The organism is Mesobacillus campisalis (genome assembly GCF_000986785.1).
Lineage (GTDB): Bacteria > Bacillota > Bacilli > Bacillales > Cytobacillaceae > Mesobacillus_B > Mesobacillus_B campisalis.
In genome coordinates this window covers 328,091-354,751 of record NZ_LAYY01000001.1, presented here as the reverse complement: position 1 = coordinate 354,751, position 26,661 = coordinate 328,091, and the positions used below count along the sequence as shown (strand labels likewise).

23 protein-coding genes are annotated in these 26,661 nt (G+C 40.1%); 16 read left to right on the top strand and 7 right to left on the bottom strand.

The features are described 5' to 3' along the window. Positions 1–154 precede the first annotated feature (154 nt). Together WQ57_RS01465 and WQ57_RS01460 are read right to left on the bottom strand one after the other, a co-directional pair. A complete protein-coding gene (locus WQ57_RS01465) occupies positions 155–718 on the bottom strand; it encodes a cysteine dioxygenase (RefSeq protein ID WP_046521909.1) in 564 nt (187 codons plus the stop codon). A gap of 17 nt (positions 719–735) precedes the next feature. Beyond that, the gene (locus WQ57_RS01460; RefSeq protein WP_046521908.1) at positions 736–1,647 is read right to left on the bottom strand and encodes a DMT family transporter; all 912 of its coding nucleotides are present in this window, start codon (positions 1,645–1,647) and stop codon (positions 736–738) included. Between the two features lie 558 nt (positions 1,648–2,205). Between WQ57_RS01460 and WQ57_RS01455 the strand changes: the two genes are divergently transcribed. Further along, positions 2,206–2,955: a DUF4230 domain-containing protein gene (locus WQ57_RS01455; RefSeq protein WP_046522045.1), complete on the top strand. Its 750-nt coding sequence runs from the start codon at positions 2,206–2,208 to the stop codon at positions 2,953–2,955. 183 nt (positions 2,956–3,138) lie between these two features. On the opposite strand, the gene putP is transcribed toward WQ57_RS01455, so the two are convergent. Further along, entirely contained in the window at positions 3,139–4,602 is a 1,464-nt protein-coding gene (gene putP, locus WQ57_RS01450) for a sodium/proline symporter PutP (RefSeq protein WP_046521907.1), read from the bottom strand. A 498-nt stretch (positions 4,603–5,100) separates the two neighbouring features. Here putP and WQ57_RS01445 point away from each other — a divergent pair, with 498 nt between their 5' ends. Continuing rightward, complete coding sequence (locus WQ57_RS01445) at positions 5,101–5,337, top strand: hypothetical protein (protein ID WP_046521906.1); 237 nt, start codon at positions 5,101–5,103, stop codon at positions 5,335–5,337. Positions 5,338–5,433: 96 nt separating this feature from the next. Here the strand turns inward: WQ57_RS01445 and WQ57_RS01440 are convergent, their stop codons facing one another. Continuing rightward, positions 5,434–6,156, bottom strand: a complete 723-nt coding sequence (locus WQ57_RS01440; RefSeq protein ID WP_046521905.1) for a CPBP family intramembrane glutamic endopeptidase — start codon at positions 6,154–6,156, stop codon at positions 5,434–5,436. A gap of 486 nt (positions 6,157–6,642) precedes the next feature. Here WQ57_RS01440 and solA point away from each other — a divergent pair, with 486 nt between their 5' ends. From solA to WQ57_RS01400, 7 genes are all read left to right on the top strand, one after another. Beyond that, positions 6,643–7,791, top strand: coding sequence for an N-methyl-L-tryptophan oxidase (gene solA / locus WQ57_RS01435; protein WP_046521904.1), 1,149 nt, complete (start codon positions 6,643–6,645; stop codon positions 7,789–7,791). 33 nt (positions 7,792–7,824) lie between these two features. Next, positions 7,825–8,850, top strand: coding sequence for a TRAP transporter substrate-binding protein DctP (dctP, locus tag WQ57_RS01430; RefSeq protein ID WP_046521903.1), 1,026 nt, complete (start codon positions 7,825–7,827; stop codon positions 8,848–8,850). A 21-nt stretch (positions 8,851–8,871) separates the two neighbouring features. Next, entirely contained in the window at positions 8,872–9,369 is a 498-nt protein-coding gene (locus WQ57_RS01425; protein WP_046521902.1) for a TRAP transporter small permease, read from the top strand. A gap of 19 nt (positions 9,370–9,388) precedes the next feature. Continuing rightward, positions 9,389–10,699, top strand: a complete 1,311-nt coding sequence (locus tag WQ57_RS01420; RefSeq protein WP_046521901.1) for a TRAP transporter large permease — start codon at positions 9,389–9,391, stop codon at positions 10,697–10,699. A gap of 375 nt (positions 10,700–11,074) precedes the next feature. Further along, the gene (locus tag WQ57_RS01415; protein ID WP_162200590.1) at positions 11,075–11,740 is read left to right on the top strand and encodes a TetR/AcrR family transcriptional regulator; all 666 of its coding nucleotides are present in this window, start codon (positions 11,075–11,077) and stop codon (positions 11,738–11,740) included. Positions 11,741–12,394: 654 nt separating this feature from the next. Beyond that, on the top strand, positions 12,395–14,047 hold the full coding sequence (gene hcp / locus WQ57_RS01405) for a hydroxylamine reductase (protein WP_420912368.1): 1,653 nt from the start codon (positions 12,395–12,397) through the stop codon (positions 14,045–14,047). 313 nt (positions 14,048–14,360) lie between these two features. Further along, positions 14,361–14,849: a DUF1097 domain-containing protein gene (locus tag WQ57_RS01400; protein WP_046521897.1), complete on the top strand. Its 489-nt coding sequence runs from the start codon at positions 14,361–14,363 to the stop codon at positions 14,847–14,849. Between the two features lie 587 nt (positions 14,850–15,436). Here the strand turns inward: WQ57_RS01400 and WQ57_RS01395 are convergent. The 3 genes from WQ57_RS01395 to WQ57_RS01385 all read right to left on the bottom strand — a co-directional run bounded on the left by WQ57_RS01395 (position 15,437) and on the right by WQ57_RS01385 (position 18,426). Then, complete coding sequence (locus WQ57_RS01395) at positions 15,437–16,792, bottom strand: MFS transporter (RefSeq protein WP_046521896.1); 1,356 nt, start codon at positions 16,790–16,792, stop codon at positions 15,437–15,439. Between the two features lie 84 nt (positions 16,793–16,876). Beyond that, positions 16,877–17,179, bottom strand: coding sequence for a Dabb family protein (locus WQ57_RS01390; protein WP_338151883.1), 303 nt, complete (start codon positions 17,177–17,179; stop codon positions 16,877–16,879). Between the two features lie 2 nt (positions 17,180–17,181). After that, entirely contained in the window at positions 17,182–18,426 is a 1,245-nt protein-coding gene (locus tag WQ57_RS01385) for a flavin-dependent oxidoreductase (protein WP_241481459.1), read from the bottom strand. A 611-nt stretch (positions 18,427–19,037) separates the two neighbouring features. Here WQ57_RS01385 and WQ57_RS01380 point away from each other — a divergent pair. The 7 genes from WQ57_RS01380 to WQ57_RS01350 all read left to right on the top strand — a co-directional run bounded on the left by WQ57_RS01380 (position 19,038) and on the right by WQ57_RS01350 (position 26,658). Next, entirely contained in the window at positions 19,038–19,457 is a 420-nt protein-coding gene (locus WQ57_RS01380; RefSeq protein ID WP_241481458.1) for a MarR family winged helix-turn-helix transcriptional regulator, read from the top strand. Positions 19,458–19,470: 13 nt separating this feature from the next. Beyond that, on the top strand, positions 19,471–20,661 hold the full coding sequence (locus tag WQ57_RS01375) for an MFS transporter (protein WP_046521893.1): 1,191 nt from the start codon (positions 19,471–19,473) through the stop codon (positions 20,659–20,661). A 385-nt stretch (positions 20,662–21,046) separates the two neighbouring features. Continuing rightward, positions 21,047–21,688, top strand: a complete 642-nt coding sequence (locus tag WQ57_RS01370; protein WP_046521892.1) for a GntR family transcriptional regulator — start codon at positions 21,047–21,049, stop codon at positions 21,686–21,688. A gap of 19 nt (positions 21,689–21,707) precedes the next feature. Continuing rightward, entirely contained in the window at positions 21,708–22,952 is a 1,245-nt protein-coding gene (locus WQ57_RS01365; RefSeq protein ID WP_046521891.1) for an allantoate amidohydrolase, read from the top strand. Between the two features lie 17 nt (positions 22,953–22,969). After that, complete coding sequence (locus WQ57_RS01360) at positions 22,970–24,229, top strand: ArgE/DapE family deacylase (protein WP_046521890.1); 1,260 nt, start codon at positions 22,970–22,972, stop codon at positions 24,227–24,229. A gap of 65 nt (positions 24,230–24,294) precedes the next feature. Next, positions 24,295–25,638 carry a sodium/glutamate symporter gene (locus WQ57_RS01355; protein ID WP_046521889.1) on the top strand — a complete coding sequence of 448 codons (1,344 nt, stop codon included), beginning with the start codon at positions 24,295–24,297 and terminating at the stop codon, positions 25,636–25,638. Positions 25,639–25,734: 96 nt separating this feature from the next. Next, positions 25,735–26,658, top strand: a complete 924-nt coding sequence (locus tag WQ57_RS01350; protein WP_046521888.1) for an ABC transporter substrate-binding protein — start codon at positions 25,735–25,737, stop codon at positions 26,656–26,658. The last annotated feature ends 3 nt before the right edge of the window (positions 26,659–26,661 follow it).

Below are 26,661 nucleotides of genomic sequence, written 5' to 3'. Positions count from 1 at the left end.
TAACCAAAAGAACATCCCTAAATTTGAAGGGATGTTCTTTGTTTGAATTACTTATAGCATGGATTTGAATGTATCAAATTCCTCCTGGATTTCTTTGCTTGGAGCTTTATCCACCAAACTAACGATGATGGCTATCGTAGCTGCTTTTCAAGCATCAAAGAGGGTGTATCCCCAACTTGATTTCTTTCATTTTCTGATTATCCTCATCCGGCCACCAGGCTCCGCACTCATCCGAAACAACACAGGCGGCGCATTTTTCCAGGTCAAAGACCTTCATGCCTGTGATCGGTGGGGAATAGAGATGGAGAGTGACCAGGCTGTTTCCTTCCGCTCTCTGCATTTTGTGGATGCCTTTCTTCGGCGCATAAAATTTTGTCCCTTCTGCATGCTGCTCGCTAAACCGTTCTTTCGGCAGGCCATTCCCGTCGACTTCATAGACCGTATTCACCGACACCCCATTGATGACCTGGATCCAACCGTGCGAGCTGCCGTGGTCATGGGGGGCGCAGTCCAGCTCGGACCAATTCATCACCAGCAGTTCCACCTCATTATTTTTAAAAATAAGCTTCCGGTAATAAGGCTTATCTCCAGCTGGCCGGATTAGGGGATCAAGCTCCTCAAGGGTGATTCCCATTTTTGCCAAAGCATCCTTCAACTCAGCCTTCGCAGGGTTTTTCAATGGACCTAACACCTTTTCCAATTTTTTGTTCATATCCATGATGTTTCCTCCTCTTATCACTTCCTGGCCAGGAACCTGAATAACAAGGGCAGGTGGCGTCCGTTGACAATCATGACTCCTATAATAATTATGATGCCGCCGACGGCACTTATGAGGAAAACTTTTTCATGTAAAAGAAGGATTGCGGCAAGGAACGTGACGAGCGGTTCAAGGTACAGGAACACAGACACCCTTGAAGCATCCAGTACTTCGTGGGCCTTTCCCCAGTACCAGTAGCCGACACCCGAGACAAAGACAGCAAGAAAGGCCAGATGTGCCCATTCCGAGCTGTCCAGCAGGGGCAGTGATTCCCAACCCCTGTTCCTCAGAATGAACGGGAGCGTGAGCAGGAAGCCGACTACGCTCATGTAAAAAGTAACCACGAGAGCGGGAATAGGGATGTTCAATTTTTTTAACAGGATTGAATAAACAGCCCAGTTCAACGTACTTAGAATCATCAGCGAGAAACCGAGGTTCATTGAAAAATCAAAAGACTGTCCGCTTCTGGTGGTTGTCACCAGCATGACTCCGATCACGGCCACAATCATCCCGGCAGCCCTGGTCAGGTTCATTTTTTCATGAAGAAAAAGAATGGAGAGGATGACAGTGAAAATCGGCGAAAGGGAAATCAGCCAACCGGCAGAGGAGGCATCGATCGTCAGCAGCGCGGTTGATTGGAGGACCTGGTGGATGAAGACGCCAAGTATGCCTAATACGATAAGGTGTGGCACATACCGGAGAGGGATGGCCAGCTTGCGGCGGCTCAGCATCAAAATGACGAGCAGGAACAACGCAGCAATCCCAAAACGAAGGACCACCAGCGTAAAAGGATCCATTTTTACAAGCAGAGCTTTCGTCGACACAAACGAAACGCCCCAAAAACTAATCGCAAGAATAGCGTAAATAGAAGCAATCACTTTCAGTCTCATTGGCACGTGGTCCTTTCCGGGGTTTTCACGGGGACAGTTCTTATGACAACCTTGCTAATACGCACTATTGCTGAGGCTATGTGAGTTTGCCCGAGAGCCGTCCCTATGATAACTATGCCTGTCCATCGTAAAAAATGTTTTGGTGGGTATTAATACTTAAACCTCAACAATAAATGGAGACACAAGGAAGTGAGGGGTGTAGATGAATTGGTTCGTCTTAACATCTGGCTGTGTCACAGGATATATTGAGGCTGTCATCTTTTTAGAAATAAATTGACATTATTTTATAAAAATTTCTCTCTTTCTACATTCCTACTGTAAAGTGTATGATATATTTATAATTGTAATAAATTTGATTTTTTGGGAATCGGAGGGGAGTAGAAGATACCAAGAATTGATATAAACATACGTATAAATAGGTAGAATTTGAACGGAACAGGTGTTTATTTGCCATAAGGAATGGAAGAGAAATGGAAACACCTTGAAATATATTAATATATTGAGAGAAAGAAATGAGCATCTAAAGGATAGGCACAGTAAAGAATGAAAGGTGAAGAAATGGCTACAATTAGAGGAATTTTAGAAGAAAAAGACGAAAGAATTGCACAGCTAGAAAGAGAATTAAAAGAAGTTATGGAAGGGCCTCGGCAAACAGCCGCAGCTATTGCGGTAGATTATAATTCAGGATCTTATTCCCCACCGAAAGGCATTTTTAAATCTTTTAAATCTGTTGGAACAAAGATTATATTGGGCATCCTTGTTTTAACCATCGTTTTAGCCGTCATCTTTGGTTTTTTTGGAGGGAAGATATTCAAAAAGGAGTCTATTACGTTTGTTGAACACGTTCAAGAACTATCCACATTGGCAACAGCTGAAGCACATATGAAGGCAGTTATTCACGAAGAGGATAGTAAGAATTTCTTGAATATTAATCTGCCAGGAACAAAGCGAGAACTACTATTAGTTGTACCTGCGACGGTTATTGCTGGTGTTGATTTAAAGGGGGTCACTTCTGAGGACATGGTTATTAATGAAGAAACAAAGGAGATAGATATTACCCTGCCTCATGCGTTCATCCGGGACCCAGCACTACAGATGGATAAAGTAAAAGCCGTTGACAATGGTGGGCTTTTCCGTAGTGATATTAAAATGGATGAGGGGTTTGAGAAGGCCGCTGAGGCACAGGAGCAGATTCGCCAAGAGGCCAAATCAATGGGTTTGCTAGAAACTGCAGAGAAAAATGCAGAGAAAGTGTTAACGGAATTTTTTAATAATATTGGTTATAAGGTAAATGTCACGTTTAAATAATAGGAAGGCCTGCCCATAAAAAGCTTGGGACAGGCTTTTTTTATAAAAATGCACATTTCTTGCCGAATGATAAATATTGACATGAACGGGTGTTTTTGAAGAACATTGAGAATGTGTGCACATAAATCAATAACCAAAAGAACATCCCAAAAATTTGAAGGGATGTTCTTTTGCTTGAAATACTTATAGCATAGATTTGAATGTATCAAATTCTTCCTGGATCTCTTTGCTTGGAGCTTTATCTACTAAACTAACGATGATGATGGCTATCGTAGCAAATAGGAACCCTGGTGCTAGTTCGTATAAGTCGAAAAGACCACCTGTTAACTGAGCCCAAACAATAACAGTTACGGCACCAACCAAGATTCCAGCGAGGGCACCGTTTCTTGTCATTCGTTTCCAGAATAAACTTAAGATAATAACAGGTCCGAAGGCTGCTCCAAATCCAGCCCAAGCATAACTGACTAGTTCCAATACTTTACTTTCTGGGTTATAACCAAGGATAATAGCGATTAAAGCTATCCCAAAGACAGCAATTCTGCCAACAATCATTTCTTCCTTTTGGGAAGCGTCTTTTCTAAAGATGGCTTTATAGAAATCGTTAGCTAAGGCACTTGAAGAAACAAGCAACTGAGAGTCAACGGTACTCATGATTGCTGAGAGAATGGCTGCTAATAAAAATCCTGCTACCCATGGGTTAAATAAAACTTGCGAAAACATAATAAATACAGTTTCAGAGTTTTTTAGTGGTGAATCGGCAAAATAGGCAATACCTGCGAAACCGACAAATACGGCACCAAATAAAGACACAATCATCCATACCATTCCGATTAAGCGGGCTTTTGGAATTTCCTTTGTCGATTTGATTCCCATGAAACGGACGAGTATGTGAGGCTGGCCAAAATAACCTAGTCCCCAAGCTAATAAAGATATGACACCAATTGCGGTTGTACCAGAGTAAACATTTAGATAGGAAGAATCAATGCTCCCGATCTGTTGAACGGTTTCACTCCATCCGCCTAGCTCCTGAATGGCAACAACCGGTATAATGATCAAGGCTAGGAACATGAGAATGCCTTGAATGAAGTCAGTCCAACTTGCTGCTAGAAATCCTCCGAAAAGTGTATAGGATAGAATGACAGCTGCCCCAACCCATAATGCAACCTTATAATCCATACCAAATGAATTTTCTAGTAATATAGCTCCACCAACAAGACTTGAAGATGTATAGAATGTGAAAAATACAAGAATTACAATAGCAGAGATTACTCGGAGAATTTTAGAATGATCCCGAAATCTGTTTTCAAAAAAATCAGGGACGGTAATCGAATCATTTGAAACCTCTGTATAAACTCTCAACGGTTTAGCGACAAATTGCCAGTTTAGGTAAGCGCCAAGTGACAATCCAATAGGCAGCCAAATCTCGCTCATTCCTCCTAAATACATGGCGCCGGGGAGACCGAGCATTAACCAGCCGCTCATATCAGATGCTCCAGCACTTAAAGCTGCTACTCCACCGCCTAGTCTTCGTCCGCCAAGAACATAATCTGTTAAGTCACTAGTCTTTCTTGCAGCAATAATCCCGATAAGCATCATTCCAGCTAAATAAATAATAATTGAAATTAACGTGGGTATGTTGATATCCATGTTTGTTTAATCCTCTCCTGTTTCCGTAAAATAAGTAATAATCGACAACAATATAAGCAAAGGCATTGGAATTAATAGCCACATCCAGGTTGCTGTTGTTAGGTCCATATATCGTCACCTCCTTAAATGGGTTAAGACCATATAATTCCACCCAATACAAATTGTGTATGCAAGTACATACAAATTAAAGATAGCTTTTCATTTCACATAAAGAAGCTAAAGTAGTTCAAACATGTTTATTATCATAACATAAATAGATAATTATTGTAGTCTGAAAATTACAAAAGTATAAGTATGATGAATTTTTATGCATTAAAAAGCATTAAAACTACATTTTTTCTCGTTATAGATTATATCTATTCATTGAAATTCATAAAATTAAAATTGTTCACTATTTCACAAATCAGTTTTTTTGCTTTATCAAATAAATCAACAAAATTGAGGAATTCATTGCCCGTTTTCCTTTGTAATCCTTGCAGACAATGACGGTGGAGGAGTATGCCAATACATCCACAAAGGATGCGTTTATTTATTGGCTGGAGTTGGCGGTATCGGGGAGACAATGCCTCCAAGTTTGGTATCTACCGTAGCAGCAACGGTAAATATTGTATGGGTGCGGCCTATAAAAAGAAGGAGCTTTCCGGGGAAGAACTTGGGGCCGAATTCAGCAAGCTGAGGGAGCAGATTGTCAAGAATCTTAGACTTGCTGAAGAGTCAGAGTTTATATGGCTCTGAGCTTGTCTTTGTATGAAGCCTATTCCGATAAATCCCCCTCTAACTGAGGAGGGGATGGTTGAAAAATTGATATTTAAACGAACGTATATGCCGTACTTATTCATCACCTAATTTTGCAATATAATCTACTAAAAAATGAAGAATAATAAGAGGGATTATGGAACCCATACCGATAAAAATAATGCAGAATAAAATTGCAAAGATCGTAGTTCTTAAAAACCCCATAAAAAAACCTTGATACGTATGGGCAAGACCAAATATTAGAGAAGATAAAAGTATAATTGCCCAAATTGAAAGGTTTGGATATAAATAAGCTAAAGCAAATACAGTAAACCCCCTATATATAACTTCTTCCGTTAGCCCCGCTGTTAATGAAACATAATTCCATCTTTTTTTCTCCTTATCAGAAACAGGCAATAATGGTGATATCACTGATTTCTCCCATTCTTCCTTTTTCTTTATTGATAACTCTCGTTTAATTTTATTGCTAAATTTAAAGCCTATTATGTAATACAAGACAAAAAATAAATAAAGTAAACCGATGCCAAGACCCAAAAATGTTACCCATTTGCCCAGTGGTTCGGTGTTGATCATAGGAATGGTAAACCCTATCTCTTTGAATGTCAGTTCAGTAAATACAATTAATAATATGATAATTATAGTTGGTACCCATAATCCAATTATTGCATTGTTGTAATATTTCATTCTCGCATTTTTATCAGTTTTAACTTTTTGCTTAAATCTTTGAAAATCAAAATAACCTATTATTGGTTCATAAAACAACAAAAATAATATTAGCAACCAAATGATAAAATCCATACAAATTCTCCTTTTTGGCAATAAAAACTATTTAACCTTGCGTTAAACTTTGTATCGCTTTTTACGGGACAATGGGAATAATTATTTCTTTTAAACAGTAATACTCACCTAAATTATACCATGGAAAGATATCCCTAGAATGATTAACTTGCGGAGAAACACTTGTTATAGATTTCGAGGAAATATTCGGAAGCAAGGGAACTGCCGAGGAATGGGCAGGTTTAGGCTGCTGAATAATTGTTGATGATCGTTTTTGTACCAATCAGAAGGTTTTTCTTTAATAGAGTCCTATCAATGTTTCCTCCGGCTATTGACTGCAATTTTAGCAAAATAAGTTAATCACTAAATACAACTCCCTTAAATCCCTAAAAAATTCTTAATATGTAAAATTTTCTGACAATAATGTTGTAATTATATATATGGTGTTTATATAATAAAAGAGTGAACAATCACTCTTTTTTAAAAATATCCTTAAAGGAGGTCAACATGGGGAATCAAAGAGTAGCTGTAATAGGAGTTGGATCTGTAGGAAGTATGACACTTTGGCAATTGGCTAAAAGAGGGATTCATGCGGTGGGATTTGAGCAATTTGGGATTGCACATGATCGCTCAGCCGTTGGCGGAGAATCAAGGATGTTCAGAACGGCTTATATGGAAGGAGCCGATTACGTCCCATTACTTAAAAAGTCGCGTGAATTATATAAGGAGTTAGAGTCCGAAACAGGCCAGGATTTACTGAACCTTAATGGCGGGCTCATGATTGGTCCAGAGAATTCCTATAAAATGAAAAACGTTGTAAAAAGTGTAATTGATTTTGACATTGGCCATGAGATTTTAGATAGTATTCAAGCCACTCACCGCTATCCTCAGCATAAATTTTTCGATAGTGAATTGATCGTTCTTGACAAGGAAGCTGGAGCTATTCGGCCTGAGTTGGCCGTTTTTACTGCAGCAGAACGTGCCGAAGAACTTGGGGCTACTATACACCGTCATACAGAGGTTGATGATATTTGTGAACTTGACGACAAGGTTCAAGTGATGGCAAATGGTCAAGTCTATGACTTTGACCAAGTCATTATCACGGCTGGTCCATGGACAACGAAGTTCTTTCCTCAACTCAAAAATCATTTGACCCCACGAAAAATTGTGATGACTTGGTACCCAACACACAAATTGAAAAATTATACACCTGAAAAATTTCCGGTTTTCGGAAGGATTTGTGAAGGCATTGGTATATTTGGTGTCCCTACCTTGGAAGGGAGTATGGTGAAGATTGGAAGCATCGATACATTTGGTGATGTAGAGGATCCTGGTCTTTTGCATCGTGATATTACCCTTCCGGAATTGAAAGGGATTAACGGAGCTGTAGCTAAGTATTTTACTGAATTGAGGCCTGACCCTGTAAGAATTAGTGTACACATGGATGGTTATACAACCGATGAACACCCTGTCGTTGGGGCTGTTCCAAGTTTAAATAGAACCTACATAATGGGCGGCTATTCTGGTCACGGGTTCAAGCTTGCTCCAGTTATGGGAAAAATAGCTACTGACCTTTTGGTAGATGGAAAAACCAATTTTAATATCAACCATTTTAATCCAAGCCGTTTTAGTCAATCTCAGATTCTATCTAATTAATAATAAAAATTTTATAAGAATTGAGGGATGGGGATGAAAAAAGGATTATTGTTTATTTCACTGCTTTTTATTGCTTTGTTTTTAGGAGCGTGTGGAAACAATAAGGAAGCGTCTGGGGAAAGTGGTGAAAAGACCTATAACTTAAAGTTTGGAGGCATTATGCCAGAGGACCACCCTACCACGGTTGCGATGAAAGAAATGGCCAAAGAAGTAGAGGAGCAAACTGCCGGGCGAATCAAAATCAAAGTTTTCCCAGCAAGCCAGTTAGGGGATTATACCTTAATGTATGAAGAAATTAGTAAAGGAACGTTAGACATGGGGTTAATGTCTAACCCATCTCATCTTGATAGTCGTCAGGAAATGGTTCTTTTGCCGTATCTCTTCAAAGATTATGCACAGGCTGAAGAACAATTTAAAATGGACTCTTTTGTTGGGAAAAAACTTCAAGAGATTGATAATAAACAAAATATCCAGCTTTTAGGTTTTCATGCTCAAGGTTTTGGTGGTCTCGGATCAAAGAATGAAGTGAAGGATCCTTTAAATTTCAGCAGTAATAAAGGGGTATTACTGCGTGTCCCTGGAATGGATACTTTTATTAAAAACGCGAAGGATTTGGGATTCAATACTGTTCCCCTGCCTTATGCCGATCTATATACAGCACTTCAAGCCGGAACAGTAGAGGGATGGATTGGCGGACACCCGCAAGTGAACTATATGCAATTTAGAGATGTTATTAAATATTACTATCAATACAATAACTTCTTTGAGGCCCACAACCTATATATCAACAAAGACCTATGGGATAACTTCACAGAAGAAGATCGTCAAATATTCCAAAAATTGGCGAATGAAATGACAGCATATAGTTTCGAGAATGCAGAAAAACTGGAAGAGGAATATAGAGCAAAACTTAAGGAAGAAGGAATCAAGGTCATTGAGTTTACAGATGAAGAACTTCAGACGCTTGCTGATTATTCACGTGAAAACTCGTGGTCTGTTGCAGAAGAGACCATTGGGAAGGACTTATTAGAGGAACTGTTGGCAGCATTAGAAGAATAACCAAAAATGGGGGGAAACCGTATGAATATCATCCATACTATTTGGAGTTCTCTCCTAGTTATCCAGAGGGTAATCATGATTCTATCCAGTGCCTTCATCTTAATAGGACTTGGAGTCACTGTTGTTTTACGATATGTCTTCCAAACCGGCTTGCACGGTTTGGAAGAGTTAATGATTATTCCCGCCTTTTGGATGTACTTTATAGGGGCTGCTTATGGAACATATAAAAAAGAACATATCACTGCTGATATTGTAAGTGTGTATCTAAAAGGTGAGAAAAAACGTTTATGGCTTCAATTGATTATCTCACTCATTAATTTTTCACTTATTTCAATTTTTGCCTATTGGAGTATAGAGTACATCATCTGGAGCATTAGCAGCGGGGCCAGTTCAAATGTGTGGAAGTATCCAATGTATGTCCCGCAGAGTTCCATCCTAGTAGGGTTTGGATTAATGACACTATATACTTTGGTTGAATTAGTGAAGAATATTATTAATTTATCTCATTATAAATCTTAATTAAAATGAGGAGATTCGTATGGTCATAAATTTATTGATTGCGTTGACGATATTAATTGTTTTATTACTAATCGGTGTTCCTGTAGTCTTTACCTTTTTGGCTTCGACCATTTATCTAATATTTTCTTTAGGGTATGATCCAAGCTTCCTAGTACCTTATGGTTTTGGTGAATTAAATGCACCTGTCTTGTTGGCTATCCCGTTGTTCATCATTACGGGAAGTTTGATGGAAAAGGGTGGAATAGGGAAAATTATTATTGAATGGACCGAGTTGTTTATCGGAAGAATCAAGGGAGGCCTAGGAATCGTCGCAGTCGTTTCATGTGCCGTTTTTGGATCAGTGTCAGGAAGTGCATTGGCTGCATTAACGACCATTGGGTCAATTATGTTTAAACGTCTCGATGAACAAGGGTATCCTAGGGGATATGTCGCAGCTCTTATCTCCAACGCTTCAATTCTAGGATTATTAATCCCGCCAAGCGGCATCATGATTTTGTATGCATGGATTGGAAATCAATCCGTATTAGCGAGTTTTCTTTCTACTGTCATCCCTGGTATTATCATGATCATTTTACTAAGTATTATTAACCTTTTTTATATGAGAAACAAACCACTAAGAATGTCAGATATATCCCAAAATATGACTCTCATCCAAAAGACAAAGCGCTTTGGATTTAAGACCTATATTGCGATTCCGGGATTGATTATGCCTATTATTGTCCTAGGGGGTATTTACGGAGGGATTATGACCGTGACGGAGGCAGCGGCTGTGGCTGCTTTGTATGCCATTCCAATTGGATTCTGGGTTTATAAAGGTCTAAATGTAACAAATATAAAGGAAGTATTAATAAAAGCGGCAACGACAACAGGGGTCATTATGGTCATGCTATATGCCATTACGATTTTAAGCAGAATGTATGTTATGGAGGATGTACCTGGTATCATGACGGATCTTTTATTTTCCGTATCAGAAAATCCGTTAATCTTACTAATGATGATCAATGTCTTCATGATTATTATTGGGATGCTGATGGATGATATCAGTGGAGTTTTATTGGTTACTCCTGTATTGCTGCCAGTTGTTGTTAATATGGGAGTCGACCCTATACATTTCGCAGCCATTTTGGCTGTAAATCTGGGAATGGGAAATGTAACCCCGCCAACGGCCCCCTTATTGTATTTTGGAGGCAACTTGGCTAAGGCACCGATTAACGAGATGTTGAAACCTACTTTTATTATCCTTTTATTTGCATGGCTTCCTACACTAATCATTACCACATTTGTTCCTGAAGTCTCCCTGTTCTTGCCTCAATTGATTTTAGGTAAATAAAGAACTGTCCGTTCTTTATGCAGCCAGAAAGGCCGGAGAGTCAGGGAGTAAGATTCATAGATATTCCAGCGTAAAGTCAATCCATTCCCATCCTGATGGAGTTAGGGGCAAAGTGAATAATAAAACTTTTTATTTGAGAAAGTGGTCATAATAACCGGGCCTTGGATGAATCATATGTTACCTTATTATAAAGAGAACTTTGAGGTTAACAGATTAATATTGGCCTGGTTTGCAGCAAAGGATATTAATCTGTTTACTTGCAAGGTTAAAGACAATTTATTTTTCCAACAACCAAATGAATAAGCAGAAAGCTATCCCTTTGGCGAGGAAATAGAAACGCCAAGGGATAAAATGCTAGAGGAGCTGAATGAATTCTTGAACACGTTTCAAAAATTACCTCGAGAAAAGCAACTGAAAATTCTAGACGCCGCAGCAGAAGCTTTTGCAAGCAAAGGGTACTATGGCTCAGGAATTAAGGATATTTGTGAGAGAGCTAATATTTCCAATGGAGCTTTGTATAAATACTTTTTAAATAAAGAAGAGTTGTTTATTGCTGTGTTAGATCGTTGCCAACAAATCATGGTGGAATACCTGTATGAAAAGCATACGAAAATAGAAAGTTCGATCTTAAATGCAATTGAGGAGTATTTAAAAGAAATCGCCGAAATATGCGGGAAATTTCCAGCATACCTTACTGTTTATGCGAACTTAGGATCACCTAACATGGAAATGTTTTCAGAGAGGTTCTCGGAAAGGTTTAAAGAATCGGGTAAATACATTTATGAAATGGTACGTGAAGCAAAAAAAAGGGGTGAAGTAATTGAGGGAATCGATGAAAGGGCTTTAGGTTTTTTAATCGATAATCAATTTATCCTTTTCCTATACTCTATGTTATCTGACTACCATGAAAAGCGATTTAGATCATTTATGGTTATAGAAGATGAAGTGGAGCTAACAAGTGAAAAAAAAATTGCTTTTATAATGGATTCAATAAGGGTCTTTTTAAATAACAAAAAAGAGGAATCCTATCCGGTCACATAACGTCTGCAATAGAAGTGGCCAATACCATTACTGTTCTGAAATCAATTAAAACAGGAAAGATTTTTTTGTTTCGAAGGTATAATTGGCTGTTACGATAAAATTACCGTGTTTTATTTAGTGAAGCTTGTATTGAAATTTACCTAGAATAGGTGGTGCCTAGTCACACCCCCGAGATGTGTCGAATACACATAAATCTCTGGTTGTGACAGGCATTTTTTAAGCGCGTTCGATTGTTTTTGTCTCTTTTAGTAAGGAGATAATCAAAAATGAGTAAATATAATACGAGTACTAGTATTATATTTATATTTAATGCTGGTAAGTGTCATTATAATGCTGGTAAGAGCAGAGATAATGCGAGTACTGGGATTATAGAAGCAAATTTAATACGAGGTTATGAAAAGATCCTGAACAGACCAGACCATTTTATATTATGGTCTTTTTTATTTTTAATACAAAACCAAATAGATCTTATATATTGAAGCCTTGCTTCATTCAAAGTGATCTTTGCTTCTAATTTTGACAATCAAATGAACATACCTATAACAGTGAGATATATCACATCTACTTCCTGTGATAGCTGTTAAAGTTTAGTCAGTTAATAATTAAAAAATATACGGCTGACTAATTAAAAAGGCAGGGGATAGATAAATGAGTATGTTTTGTTTTCAATGTCAGGAAACAGCAAATGGAACAGGGTGTACGATTGCTGGGATTTGTGGAAAAAAGGATGACTTAGCGAATATGCAGGATTTACTGATTTACGTCGTAAAGGGAATGGCTATTGTTGCTACAGAAGCTAGAGAACTAGGATTGAAGAATAGTGAAGCAGATAAGTTCATTGTAAATAGTCTTTTTATGACCATCACTAATGCAAACTGGGATAAAAATGACTTTTTTAGTAAAGTGAGAACCGGTCTAAGCATTCGTGAAGAAATCAAGTCAGCGATTCAAAATGCTGGCTCTGAAGTTTCGAACAGCATTGATTTTGTCACCTGGTATGGGGAGTCCAATTTTGAGTTTGAAACGAAAGCAGCTTCCCAAGAGGTAAGCATTCTTGCAACAAAAGATGAAGATATTCGCTCATTAAGAGAATTGATTACCTATGGGTTAAAAGGATTAGCTGCCTACCTTAAACATGCTGAACACCTAGGTTACACAGAGGACAGTCTTTATGCGTTTATGCAAAAGACATTATCGCAGATCACAGATGATACTGCTTCACTGGAGGACTTGATTGCCCTTTCCATGGAAGTTGGAAAATATGGTGTTCAAGGAATGGAGTTATTAGATACCGCAAACACTTCCACTTATGGACATCCGGAAGTAACGAAAGTAAACATTGGTGTTGGTAAAAACCCGGGAATTTTAATTAGCGGACATGACCTGAAAGATATTGAGCAATTATTAAAGCAAACCGAGGGCACGGGTGTGGATGTTTATACACATAGTGAAATGCTCGTTGCCAATTATTATCCGGCATTTAAAAAATATGATCACTTTGTTGGGAACTATGGAAATGCATGGTGGGAACAAAAACGTGAATTTGAAAGCTTTAATGGTCCAATTTTAATGACAACAAACTGTATTGTACCTCCAAAAGCTTCTTACAAAGACCGGATGTATACAACTGGAGCAACAGGAGTAGAAGGGGTTACGTATATCGCGGAGAACGAGGATGGAACGAAGGATTTCTCAGTGATCATTGAGCATGCAAAACAATGTGATCCTCCTACTGAAATTGAGAAAGGTGAAATCATTGGCGGATTTGCCCATAATCAAGTGGCTCAAGTGGCCGACCAGGTAGTCGACGCTGTGAAAAATGGAGATATTAAACGCTTCTTCGTCATGGCAGGATGTGATGGACGCCATAAGAGCAGAACGTATTATAAAGAGTTTGCAGAGGAGCTTTCCAAAGATACCATTATTCTCACAGCTGGTTGTGCGAAATATCGATACAATAAGCTTGATTTAGGCGATATCAACGGAATTCCAAGAGTGCTTGATGCCGGCCAATGTAACGATTCTTACTCACTTGTGATGACCGCATTAAAACTAAAGGATGCCCTTGGCTTAGAAAGCATTAACGATCTGCCATTGTCTTATAATATCGCATGGTATGAGCAAAAGGCCGTCATTGTATTCTTATCCCTGCTCTATCTGGGTGTGAAAAATATCCATGTTGGTCCAACATTACCAGCATTCCTTTCACCAAATGTAACAAACTTCCTGGTAGAAAACTTTGGAGTAGGAAGCATTACGAATACCAAAGATGATATTGATATGTTTATGGGTGCCGTAACAAACTAGGAGACAAGGGGATAGGTCCTTGTCCCAGGATTCCGTCACTAGAAACGAGCACCACTAAATCGACACACTATAATAATGAGAAAAGCCGCCCGCTAATCAGTTGGCGGCTTTATTATGGTTGTCATTTTCAACCTGTTGCACAGTGAGAATGGTAAGAGATTTATAGTGGTACATTCATTTGCATTCCTTATATTGAGATTGAAATAACCTTGTGAGCATTATAAACATGAAGATATAAAATGGAAGGAGAATTTATGTTGATTTTTATCCTCAGTATTTTACAATATTAATTGTTCATCAGAAGGAGGTAATAATGGCTAGTGTATTAGCAACGGGTTTGTTGTGTGGGTTGTGGACCTTAATTTCTGCGCCCCTTGGGTTAGTTGGCTGGGCAGGTTTTGCTGGGTGTACCACGTATTTTGCCCTTGGAGCAGGCGGCAGTAAAGATATGAGAAAAGCGATGCTTTGTAATATCACGGGAGTAATTTGTGGTATGTTAATCATAATTTTAACGAATATGACGGCAATACCTAATGGATCTGCTATTTTCAGCGGGCTTGTTACCTGCCTCATGTGTATATTGGGTGCAAAAGTAGTGCCGATTAAATACACGCCGGGAATCTTCATGGGGTGTTTTGCCACGTTTGCTGCGAATGGCGACTGGTTCACTCTATTGCTATCTCTATTATGTGGGGCCGTTCTCGGATTCTCATGTACTAAACTTGGAGAAACTTTCTCTATTTGGGGTCAGAGGTTTTTACCAAAACATGACCAAATGGTAACGAATAAGATGAAGCCTTGAAGAAAAAGGGAGGGGGACATGCCAGTGTGTCTGAACCCGCTTGATGTCACCTTGAGTTTCTTGATTTGAAGAATCAAAATATCGAATTATCACTATATAAAATAAGTAACCACCCTACTCCCGACTAAAGGTAAAAGGGTGGTTACTTTTTTCATTTCAGCTTATATATTTTAGGTCATCCGTACTTCTTGTGGCATGTAGTTGTGTGACTGAGCGGAGCAGCGCTTGATCACGTTTATTTCTTCCTATATTTTACAAGAAATAATCATTTAAATTAGGCTCTGTTATAGCTGAACGTTGATTTCACCCTATTTGAAAATAAAGGGAGAAATTCCGGTTAATTCGCGATATGACCAAATTTCTCTTAAAATAAGAGGAGTTTTTCCGGTTATAGGGTTTAGGATCTATGATTTTTACCTTGTTTTGAAAAGATAAGAGGAATTTCTTCCCTTATTTCTGCCTTTTAAGGTCCCTCTGCGTACAATAGGCGGAAATTCTCCCCTTAATCATTCTCATACATCTATAAAAATTAACAATGAATAATGACAGAGCCTTAATTTAAAAAGTTTACTAAAAATGTGCACCTTCTATCCAACTTTGTTCTGATTGTGCGCAACCGCTGTATCGGCGCTTTCATTCCGGTAATGGGCATGCTTTTCTTGCACAAACAAAATGGCGATTCCTCCTAAGACCGCGGCCAGGGCGATGAAGGTGAAGTTGAGCTGCGGAGTCAGGTTCATCGTTAACAGGATGCCGACGAAGGTTGGGGCGAAAATTCCGCCAATTCGTCCGAATGCCATCGCTGCTCCGACTCCAGTCGAACGCATTGAAGGCGGGTAATATTGAGACACGAAGGCGTTGCTTATATTTTGGACCCCGACCGAAGCGGCACCGATCACGCCGATCAACAGATAAGCAAGGAACGCATTTTGAGTCAGGCCAATAAAGGAAAGAGCAATCGCACCTAAAAGATAAAGCGGGACCATCACTTTTTTAAAGCCCCATTTATCAGTTAACCGTCCAAATACGATGGTTCCGATAATGGCTCCGACATTCAAAAAGGCGACAAAGACCAAGCTGGAGCCAAGGCTATATCCAGCTTCAATCATTAATTTTGGCAGCCATGTATTCATCGCATAGATAAGGACAAAGCAGGAGAAACACGAGATCCAGAACATAATGGTGCTAAGCGCACGTCCTTTTTCAAACAGTTTTACAAGTGGAGAACCAGGATCCATTGCTGCCGGCCTTTCAAATGTTACGCCCCTGCCAAGCTTTAGTTCAGGATTCAATTTGTTAAGGATGTTTTTGGTCGCTTCTTCTCTTCCTTTTGATAAGAGAAAACTGGCAGACTCCGGCAGGCTTTTTGCAATGAATGGAACAAGCAATAAAGGCAATCCGCCGATTAAAAAAATCGGTTTCCAGCCCATTACAGGCAGAATCGATTTGCTGAAAAGGGCTGCGGCAATCGCTCCGATGGAATAACCGCAGAAAATGAAGGATACCATTGCCGCTCTAATTTTTTTCGGAGCATACTCCGTTGATAGCGCAATGACATTTGGCATGACACCGCCAAGGCCAAGCCCGGCGATGACCCGAAAGATCGTAAATATCACCGGTCCCGCTGCAAAAGCAGAGAGCGCAGTGAAAAGGCTGAAAATGACGGTGCATACGATAATGACTCGTTTTCTTCCCAGCCGATCTGCCAATAGTCCAAAAATGACCGCACCAATGGCCGTTCCTGCCGCTGTGTAACTCCCAATCGCACCGGCTGTGACCGTGGAGATGCCCCATTCTTCCATTAGAGACGGAACCACGCTTCCATAGATGACCACATCGTAGCCGTCCATTAAAATAATAAAAAAGCACCAAAAAATGATTGAAAAATGGAAAGAGCCAAATCTGCTGTTATCAATGGTTTGACCTGCTTGTACTACATTCATTTATCCCACCCCTAGGTATATGGTGCAGAAGTGCATAAACGCTATAACGCGTTTATGCACTAAAGTTAAAGCGTAAAAAAATGACTAAATCTCAAAATCAACAATGATGCTGTCTTCTATGCCAATTTCCTTTAAATAGGCGACAATTTCCTGGTGTTCAGGATGCGGGCCGTAGTTTTCCAATGCGTCCCGATCCTGAAAGCGAACGGTTAATCCGACTTCATAGCCCTGGCTTCTGGCTGAAAAATTGAAGCCCTGCCGGATATCGATGATTCCCGGAATTTTTTCTTTTAGCAGAAGGGTTCTGGAGATTAATTCTTCCTTCTGTTCCTGCGTTGTATCTGGTGAAAATTTTATCAAGACAATATGTTCAATCAAGTGGGGCACCTCTATTTCTGATTCAATGATTCGCGGTCGAAACCAGCAATCTTCTTGTATTTGTTCGCAATCTCTTCTAGCTCCTGGCGGGAAATGACCTCATCCAGGTTTTCAAAGCCGTTTGGTGCCCGATCTTCGACAATCTGCATGACAACTTCAGGCCCGTTTTTCCGATTCGTATAAACAATGTTAGCTGTCGGCTCAAGCCTAGCTTTTTCGTAAGCTTTTAAAATCTGCTCCGCACCTGATTGTTTTAAAATCTCTTCTCCTAACGCATCCGCATCAAGTATGGCCTGTGATGCACCGTTCGATCCGATTGGATACATTGGGTGAGCCGCATCTCCCAGTAAGGTTACCCGGCCAAAGGTCCATTGTGGCAGCGGGTCACGGTCAACCATCGGGAATTCATAAACCGCCTCTGTTTGTTCAATGAGCTGTGGGACATTGAGCCAGCCAAAATTCCAGTTCGCAAATACAGGGGCAAACTTATTTTTATCAATTTCCTTATTCCAGTCTGCACGTGAAGGCATGTCTTCAATGGTCAGTTCTGCAATCCAGTTGATAAGTGACTTTTCGCTTGTTGCTGCATCTGGACAAACAGGGTAGGCAACAAATTTTTGATCCTGAAATCCAGCCATAATCATGGATTTTCCCGTTAGGAAAGGAGTCGATTCGGTGATTCCTCGCCATAAAATCCGGCCGCTGTATTTTGGTAAACCTTCATTAGGATAGTAGAATTTGCGAACAGTCGAATGAATACCATCGGCTGCGATCAAGACATCTGCAGTATAAGAGCCAATATGTTCCCCCGTTTTTTTATTTTCAAAATGGGCCAGTACGGAATCATCATCCTGTTGAAAGGATAGGAGATGGTGGCCCGTCAACACCGCGTCTTCGCCAAGTTGTTCCTTAACCGCCTTTAGCAGCACCATTTGCAGACGTCCCCGGTGGATTGAATATTGCGGCCAACGGTAACCGGCATGTACTCCACGGTCCTCCTGCCAAATTTGGCTGCCAAACTTGTTTACATAAATAAGCTCTCTCGTTGGCAAGCCCGTTTTTCTAAGCTCGTCTGACAACCCAAGCTCCGTTAACACTCTAACGGCATGGGGCAACAGATTGATTCCAACCCCGAGCGCTTTAATAGTTTCTACGCTTTCAAAGACACGCACTGACACGCCAACGCGGTGAAGTTTGAGAGCAGTCACAAGCCCGCCAATTCCACCGCCAACAATCATGGCAGATTTAATAGACAAAAATCATCCCTCCACATGTGAACATTTTCTAACAATTCAACGTATTAAAAAATTATCCCATAAATATTTGAACCTGTCACGACCAGTTTTTCTAGATTTGATGGTTGTCGAGAGGAAGGTAAAGAGGTGGTTAATGATCAAAAGGTGCAGTACTACAGAAGAGGGAAGCATTAATGACAATCCTCTCTTGAATGAGGTTGATATTTGAAACTAAGAACCTTGCATTGTTCAGATGCGAGGTTTTTGTGGGGGGAAAGGTAGCAGTGCCTGTCACAAAAATGAGATATACGGGTTGTGACAGGCGCTTTTCTAAGACACTGGACTGTTTTTGCCGCTGTCTTTATCGGAGTAATCTCATTTGGTGAGTTTAATAATTAAAAATGAGTAGGTTTTTATAAACATGCCTATCACAACCCGAAATATGCAACCACTAAACAACAAATCTCTAATTGTGAAAATAGGACATTTTAAATATTAAGCATACTTTATTTCCTCTCTCAGACGCGGTGTGAAGTTTCCCGAATCAGCTACAGAGGTGATTGACACTCTTTACAAAAAAACTTATAGTTACCTTAGGTAACAGTTGTCCTTAGTAACTACTTTTGGAGGGAGTGAAAGAATTGGAAGGTTTTTTTAGAAGTTATTTAAGTCTTTATCGGCCACTTATCACTAAATTGAATGAACTAATGAGTACTTATCAGCTTTCTTATTCTTTATGGCAAGTTATTTTTTATATAAAAAATTATGGACCATCGACACTTGTAGATATTTCGAATCAATATAATGTTGAAAAGCCAACTATTACAAGGAGGGTGCACCGTTTGGAAGATCTGCAAATAGTGAAGCAAATTCCCGGTAAGGATAGGCGGGAAAAAATCATTCAATTAACAGATTTAGGGGAAGAGATTTACCAAAAATGCAGGGAGAAAATTACGGAACTGGAACATAATGTGATGGAAGGGATTGATAAGGAAGAGCAAACCATTACGTTTCAAACGCTTCCCAAAATAAAGGAAAATATTTTGAAATGAGAGGGGAGCAAAAGTGAGTAACACAAAACTGTGGACAAAAGATTTTATTATTATATCCAGTGTCAATTTTTTGTTAACGTTAGTCTTTTATTTATTAATCGTCATTATCGGTGTTTATGCCGTTGATGAATATGCTGCGACTGCAAGTCAGGCTGGTCTTGTTACTGGAATTTTTATTGTGGGGACCTTAATTGGTCGTCTGTTTATTGGGAGAAGTATTGAAGCAATTGGCCGTAAAAGAACGTTATTTATTGGATTAATTCTTTATATTATCACAACATCCTTATACTTTCTCCAATTAGGTATCGCCTTCCTAATTATTACCCGTTTATTACATGGGGCCGCACTGGGAATCGCCAGCACGGCAACAGGAACAATTGTGGCGCAAATTATCCCGAAAACAAGAAAGGGCGAGGGGATTGGTTATTACAGTATGAGTGCGACATTGGCTACCGCCATTGGACCATTCATTGGACTATATATGATCCAGCATTCAAACATCCAAATGATTTTTAGTCTTTGCCTAACTTTAGGAATTCTCAGTTTGATCAATGCATTCTTTGTTTATGTGCCAGAATTGAAAGGTTCCACAAAAACAATTGAATTGAAAGGATTCAAACTCACTCAATTTATTGAGCTAAAGGCCGTTCCAATCGCATTGATCACTCTGATCACGGCCTTCTGTTACTCTAGTGTTCTTTCTTTTATTAACTTTTATGCGATTGAAATTGACTTGGTTCGTACAGCAAGTTACTTTTTTCTTGTTTATTCAATCGCCGTATTGATTTCACGACCATTCTCAGGAAGGTTAATGGATGTGAAAGGAGCAAACTATGTTATGTACCCTGCCTTTATTTTCCTTACATCCGGAATGCTCATTTTAGGTTCAGCACACAACAGCTTTACTTTGTTGTTAGCGGGAAGCCTTATTGGACTTGGTTTTGGGAATATGCAGTCATGCACTCAAGCAATCGCCATTAAGATGACTCCTCCTGAACGCATGGGACTGGCAACGTCGACTTTCTTCATCTTTCTTGACGCAGGTCTTGGATTTGGCCCTTATCTACTGGGATTCTTCATTCCAGCAATTAGCTATAGTGCTCTCTATATGATACTAGGAGTTGTGGTGTTGGCATCTTCTGGTCTTTATTTTTTACTACACGGAAAGAAAGAAAGGGCTGCTGTCAAAGCTGTAGCTGGATAATAAAAAGCAATGGTGCCTGTCACAACCCGGCATTTGTCGAATAACAAACAACAACTCTCTGGTGTGCTTCCAGTTCTTCCCGCTGGGGGACGTCGCCAATTGAAGAGACATAAAGATTTTTCCCTTTTGCACAAGATTGACAAGAGCAAACAATGACAAAGAAAGGGAAGCTCAACAAATAACTGAGCTTCCCTCTGTTTATGTCCAGGATAGTTGTAGGCTTAACAAACCCTGATTCAATTTAGAATCGGGGCTTTTTTTATGCCACCGTCTATATACTTACATTCCTTAAAAATACGCTGTTCTAAAATGGATACTCCAGAGATATATTTCTAACATACTAGTAAAAAATCTTATAAAAAGGATTTGGGGTGTAGGAATTACAGTGGAAAAGCAATTATCGATGGCAGAGAGTGTGTACCAAAAAATAAAACAAAAAATTATTTATGTTGAATATGCCCCTGGAACCCTTATTCGCGAAGGGGAATTAGCTTCCGAACTCGGGGTTAGCAAGACTCCTGTAAGGGAGGCTTTAAATGGTCTTAAACATGAAGGCTTAATAGAGGTGATTCCTTATAAAGGATATCTAGTTTCGCAGCTTTCTTTTCAAGAGCTAAGGGATTTATTTGAATTACGGATAATTTTGGAAACGGTTTCATCCAAGTTGGCGATCCAAAGAATAACAAAATCCCAACTTGATTATTTTAAAAGACTTGCACAAAAAAAATTCAATATCGATTCAGATGATGCCAGGAAAGAATTTATGAGAGTGAATGCGGATTTTCACTGCTATCTTGGTGAAATGAGCGGGAACAAACAATTGGCTGATCAGCTCACAAGTATTGTTCTGAAATTGCAGCGTGGTTTATTTTTGGCTTCTAAGGTGTCTAGCCTGAATGAAATGGAAGAGGAACACCTTGAGCTTGTAGATGCAATAGAAATGAAAAATGAGGCCAAAGCAAAAAGATTAATTACCAAACATATTCAGGACTCGCAAAAGAACATTTTTAATTTAAACATGATTTAGGAGGTTTAGGGACAGAACCATGCAAACACCCTATCAAAAGGTAAGCGAAACGCGGATGTCGGATCGGATTGAGAAGTTAGCCTGCTGTAGTTTACCTGGCTCAGGTGTAACCCGCTTATCTTATACAAAGGAAATGGAATCCGCTGAAGAATTAGTTTCCCGCTGGATGCGCGAAGCTGGGATGATCGTTCGAAGAGATGAAATGGGAAACCTGATAGGAAGATACGAGGGAATAGAGAGCGAAGGTCCGGCACTTCTAATTGGCTCCCATCTTGATTCGGTTGTCGAGGCGGGAAAATACGATGGAATTCTTGGTGTAATTGCTGGTATTGAAGTGATCCAGGCAATGTTTGAATGTAACATTAAACCATATTATCCGATTGAGGTCATTGGATTTTGTGATGAAGAGGGGGCAAGGTTCCATACTACGTTGCTTGGGAGCAGGGCTATATCAGGAAATCTATGCTATGAAGACTTGGAAATAAAGGATGAAAACGGCATTTCAGTTGCGAATGCAATGAAAAATTACGGGCTGGATCCTTCCATTTATAGAAGGGCTGCACGAGATCCTCAATCTCTATTAGGTTATTTAGAATTGCATATTGAACAAGGCCCTGTGCTAGAACAAATGAATCAAGCCTGTGGAGCGGTGAGTGGAATTGCAGGACAATCAAGATATCTATTTCATATTAAAGGTTTGGCGGGTCATGCCGGGACTGTACCGGTATCCATGCGAAAAGATGCCCTTGTAGGAGCAGCCCAAATGATTCAGACCATTGAAAGAATCGCCCTTGAATATGAGCTAGTCGCAACGGTAGGCAAGTTGTCCGTAAAACCCGGAGCAAGCAATGTAATTCCAGGATTAGTGGAAGGTACATTGGATATCAGATCGATTGATTGCAATAGGAAGAGGGAAGCTCTTCAACGCATTATGGCAGAGTCCAACCGCATTTGTGAGCGCAGAGGTTTAATCTGTGTCTTTGAAAAGGTGATGGAATCCCCCGCCGTTTTCTGTTCCAGCACAATGATCGATGTCATTGAATCCGCCCTTGAGGGACATAGAATGAAGTCGGTTCAACTGGTAAGTGGCGCTGGCCATGATGCGATGGCCTTGGTCGCAAATACAGACATAGGGATGATCTTTGTTAGGTGTAGAGGAGGGGTTAGTCATCATCCGGATGAATTTGTGGCGATAGAGGACATGAAAAAGGGTGCTGCTGTTTTATTAGATGTGGTATTGAAAATAGCTAAAGCAGATAAATAGAGGATGGAGGTATATATTTGTCAACAATTAAAAATGAAGTGACACAGGCCAAACAAGACCTCTTGCAATGGATAGAATCCAACAGAGAACAGCTCATCAGTTTCCTGCAGGAACTTGTATCGATTCCATCTGATAATCCTCCGGGAGACTGTTACGAAATTGCTGATCACCTTCAAAAGCGCCTGCGTGATTTTGAATTTGAGGATGCAGCGTTATTAGAGGTAGATTCGGAAGAAGTAAAGGCCAACGGAATGATTAGAGTTGCCAACGTCGTATCCACGTCAATTTTCGGTGATGGAAAAGGGCCGGAAGTTGCACTGAATGCTCACGGGGATGTGGTGGCACCGGGACTTGGATGGACATATGATCCTTACGGTGGACAGATTGTAGATGGAAAACTATACGGGCGAGGGGCCGCAGTATCAAAATCGGATATGGCAGCGTATACCTTCGCCGCCATGGCATTGCGCCAAGTAGCGGAACAGTTATCCGGTAAAGTTTCGCTGGCCTTTAACTTCGATGAAGAGACAGGTGGAAATATTGGGCCCAAATGGATGATTGAAAAGGGGTATATTCATCCGGATATGGCCATATCAGCTGGGTTCACCTATTCGATTGTGAGTTCCCATAACGGCTGTCTTCATCTTGAAATCAAGCTTAAGGGGAAGTCTGCCCATGCAGCTGCACCTTATACAGGGCATGATGCAATTGAAGCCATGACAGGTGTGTTGCAGACGCTATACAAGTACCGACGTTCATTGGATAACATTCATTCCAATGTACCGGGGATCGATTCACCAAGTATGGTCGTTGGTTTAATTTCAGGAGGTATTAATACGAACGTTGTTCCAGATGAATGTATGATTCGCATCGACCGCCGATTAATTCCGGAAGAAGACGGGGAAAAGGTGGAAGCGGAAATTTGCCAATTTATAGAAAGAACGATCAAAGATTACGAAGGAATCAAGGTGGAGTTTAAACGGATTCTTTTGGTGAAAAGTTTTAAACCTGCGCCCGAGGGTTCACCGCTTATTCAGAAACTCTCCGCTAACTGGAAGGAGCTAATGAAAGACGAACCTGAAATTCACGGGGTTCCTCTCTATACGGATGCGAGACATTTTGCCGAATCTGGCATTCCTGTCGTTCTTTTCGGTGCTGGTCCCCGCAATTTACTGGAAGCCAATGGCCACCGGGCTGATGAGCATGTAAGGATTGAAGACTTACTGAAAGCAACGAAAATCGTTGCACTTACTCTCTATGATTTGCTTCGAAAGTAACTGTTAAATTGGAATATTTCAATCCAAACGGGAATTAAATCCAATATACAAAGGTGGTTTTTAAAATGACATTAGCTAATGTTTATAGCGATCTTATAATATTTGGCTTATTCTTGGCTGCGGGATTTGTCATTCGTGAATTTGTTAAGCCTCTTCAGAGATTTTTTATACCTTCTTGTATTATTGGTGGGGCGCTTGCTTTGATTATGGGGCAGCAGGTTTTAGGGTTCGTTGAAATCCCTGCCACGTTTGGAGAATATGCAAGCATCCTGATGCGAATTATTATGGCCACTGTAGTCCTGGGTGTCGTAGTAACAATCAATAGGGTAAAATCCTACCTTGACTATACATTTGCCAATGTGTTCCTTTACGGCGCACAGATGGTAGTGGGAATTCTGTTAGCAGAATTACTAGCAAGTATTTGGACAGGAATGCCGTACGGTTGGGGGATATTAGGTGTATTTGCTTATTTCGGCAGCCATGGTAATGTTGCTGCCGCTGGAACAGTTTTGGAGGACTTAGGCAGCCACGGGACAATAGCGATTGGTATGGTTTTGGCTACAGCTGGTGTAATCGTTTCCATGACGGCAGGAATGGTTGTAGTCAACTATGGAGTAAGAAAAGGTTGGGCTACTTTTGTTAAAGAGCCGCAAAAACAACCTGAATGGTTCTATAAAGGCCCGATGCCAGTAGAAAAAAGAGAGTCCATTGGTGAGGTAACCACTACTTCTATTAGTATTAATCCATTAGCTCTTCATTTAGCTCTAATTGCAGTGGCTTACGCGCTTGGTGATGGGATATTTAGAGTATTGGTCATTTGGGCACCTGTTTTAAAAGTGATGAACCCCATGCTTTACGGAATGATTGGGGGGTTAATTATTTGGCCAATCATAACTCGTTTTAAGAAAGATTCTTATTTTGATAGAAAGATATTCAACCAAATTTGCGGGTTTGCCCTTGATATGCTGATTCTTACTGCCATTGCCACCCTGCCTTTAGACATTATTTCCAAGTATGGGATTCCAATTATTATCTATATTGTCATTATGAGTGTCCTTACGATCTTTTTCTGTATTTGGTTCTTTAGAAAGACCCAAACGGAGCAGTGGTTTGAAAAATGTGTAATGGTTATTGGTACTTGCACAGGAAGTACGCCCAATGGATTTGCCCTTGTAAGGGCGATCGATCCTAAATCTGAGTCAGTAGTACCTGATTGCCATGGTGTGTATAACGCCCTGTTTTGGTGGAACAACTTATTGACTCCTATTCTCCCAGCCTTTATATTCGTTAGCTTCTGGGGAACCGTCGGTATTGGTATGGCATTTGTTTTGACGGCTGCCGTTCTTGCCTATCTTGTCTTTATAAGGGGCAAGAATAATGGAGGCCCAAACCTTAAAACAGGCCTATAAATCGAAGCTAGCATGGCAGAAGTGGTTCAGTAAAAGTTTTATTATCATAATTAGCTAACATAAATATTTAATGTTTTCTAATAGGAGGATTTATATATGGATCGATTTCATATTTCAGCCACAGGCCATTCTATTAACTATTTTCCAGAATACTTGGCAAGAGAATTAGGATATTACGCTGATGTTGACCTGGATGTTACTGCGGAAGTTCCTCAGCCCTGGCCAAGGGTACTGAAGGATATTGACTCTGGGGTAGCTCAAGCTGCACTAGGTGGAATCTGGGTACCCTCAATATATAAACATCATGTAAAGGATTATTACGCATTTGCTCAAGTTTCAGCCCGCTGCCCCATGGTATTGGTTTCTCGTACTCCAATAGAAAAATTCAGCTGGAGTATTCTGGAGGATAAGATTGTTATCGTTTCAGGTGGTAATGGTGCGAGTCCATTCCTCTTTTTAGAAGGTTGTCTTAAGGAAGCTGGTTTTGATTTATCAAAGAGCCGCTTTGTCCATGATTTTGCTACTCCTATGATAGCCGAATGTTTCGCAGGTGGATGGGGTGATATGATTGTCGTTGATCCACTTACTGCCTCAACGTTAGTCATGGAAGGGAAGGGACATTTAGCTGGAAGCCTAGCAGAATATGGAGGAGCTGTTCCATGGAGTGTCTATTACTCCCCAGCTAGTGTCCTTGAACATGAAGACCATTTGCCAGGCCGATTTACAGCGGCATTACAGCGTGCCACTACTTGGATTCGTGAGCATGATGCTGCTGTGGCTCAAGATGTGGTTGAAAAATACTGGCCCAATATTGAAAAGAATATAATTATCGGGCTTATTAACTCTTTCAGGAAATATGGAATGTGGGATGAAAATGTTCGAATAAAGGAAAATGAACTGTCCCGTTGGCAGGGAATCATTACAAATGCAGGATTACTCCACCGACCATTGAACTATCATGAAATTGTTGATTCCAGGCCATTTGATTATGCTTCCCATATTATATCCAAGAGAGATTGATAG

What these genes read in the sequence shown, in the direction of transcription:
- WQ57_RS01465 (WP_046521909.1), bottom strand. Translation starts at nt 718, where the DNA reads ATGGATATGAACAAAAAATTGGAAAAGGTGTTAGGTCCATTGAAAAAC.
- WQ57_RS01460 (WP_046521908.1), bottom strand. Translation starts at nt 1,647, where the DNA reads ATGAGACTGAAAGTGATTGCTTCTATTTACGCTATTCTTGCGATTAGT.
- WQ57_RS01455 (WP_046522045.1), top strand. Translation starts at nt 2,206, where the DNA reads ATGGCTACAATTAGAGGAATTTTAGAAGAAAAAGACGAAAGAATTGCA.
- putP (WP_046521907.1), bottom strand. Translation starts at nt 4,602, where the DNA reads ATGGATATCAACATACCCACGTTAATTTCAATTATTATTTATTTAGCT.
- WQ57_RS01445 (WP_046521906.1), top strand. Translation starts at nt 5,101, where the DNA reads ATGCCAATACATCCACAAAGGATGCGTTTATTTATTGGCTGGAGTTGG.
- WQ57_RS01440 (WP_046521905.1), bottom strand. Translation starts at nt 6,156, where the DNA reads ATGGATTTTATCATTTGGTTGCTAATATTATTTTTGTTGTTTTATGAA.
- solA (WP_046521904.1), top strand. Translation starts at nt 6,643, where the DNA reads ATGGGGAATCAAAGAGTAGCTGTAATAGGAGTTGGATCTGTAGGAAGT.
- dctP (WP_046521903.1), top strand. Translation starts at nt 7,825, where the DNA reads ATGAAAAAAGGATTATTGTTTATTTCACTGCTTTTTATTGCTTTGTTT.
- WQ57_RS01425 (WP_046521902.1), top strand. Translation starts at nt 8,872, where the DNA reads ATGAATATCATCCATACTATTTGGAGTTCTCTCCTAGTTATCCAGAGG.
- WQ57_RS01420 (WP_046521901.1), top strand. Translation starts at nt 9,389, where the DNA reads ATGGTCATAAATTTATTGATTGCGTTGACGATATTAATTGTTTTATTA.
- hcp (WP_420912368.1), top strand. Translation starts at nt 12,395, where the DNA reads ATGTTTTGTTTTCAATGTCAGGAAACAGCAAATGGAACAGGGTGTACG.
- WQ57_RS01400 (WP_046521897.1), top strand. Translation starts at nt 14,361, where the DNA reads ATGGCTAGTGTATTAGCAACGGGTTTGTTGTGTGGGTTGTGGACCTTA.
- WQ57_RS01395 (WP_046521896.1), bottom strand. Translation starts at nt 16,792, where the DNA reads ATGAATGTAGTACAAGCAGGTCAAACCATTGATAACAGCAGATTTGGC.
- WQ57_RS01365 (WP_046521891.1), top strand. Translation starts at nt 21,708, where the DNA reads ATGCAAACACCCTATCAAAAGGTAAGCGAAACGCGGATGTCGGATCGG.
- WQ57_RS01355 (WP_046521889.1), top strand. Translation starts at nt 24,295, where the DNA reads ATGACATTAGCTAATGTTTATAGCGATCTTATAATATTTGGCTTATTC.
- WQ57_RS01350 (WP_046521888.1), top strand. Translation starts at nt 25,735, where the DNA reads ATGGATCGATTTCATATTTCAGCCACAGGCCATTCTATTAACTATTTT.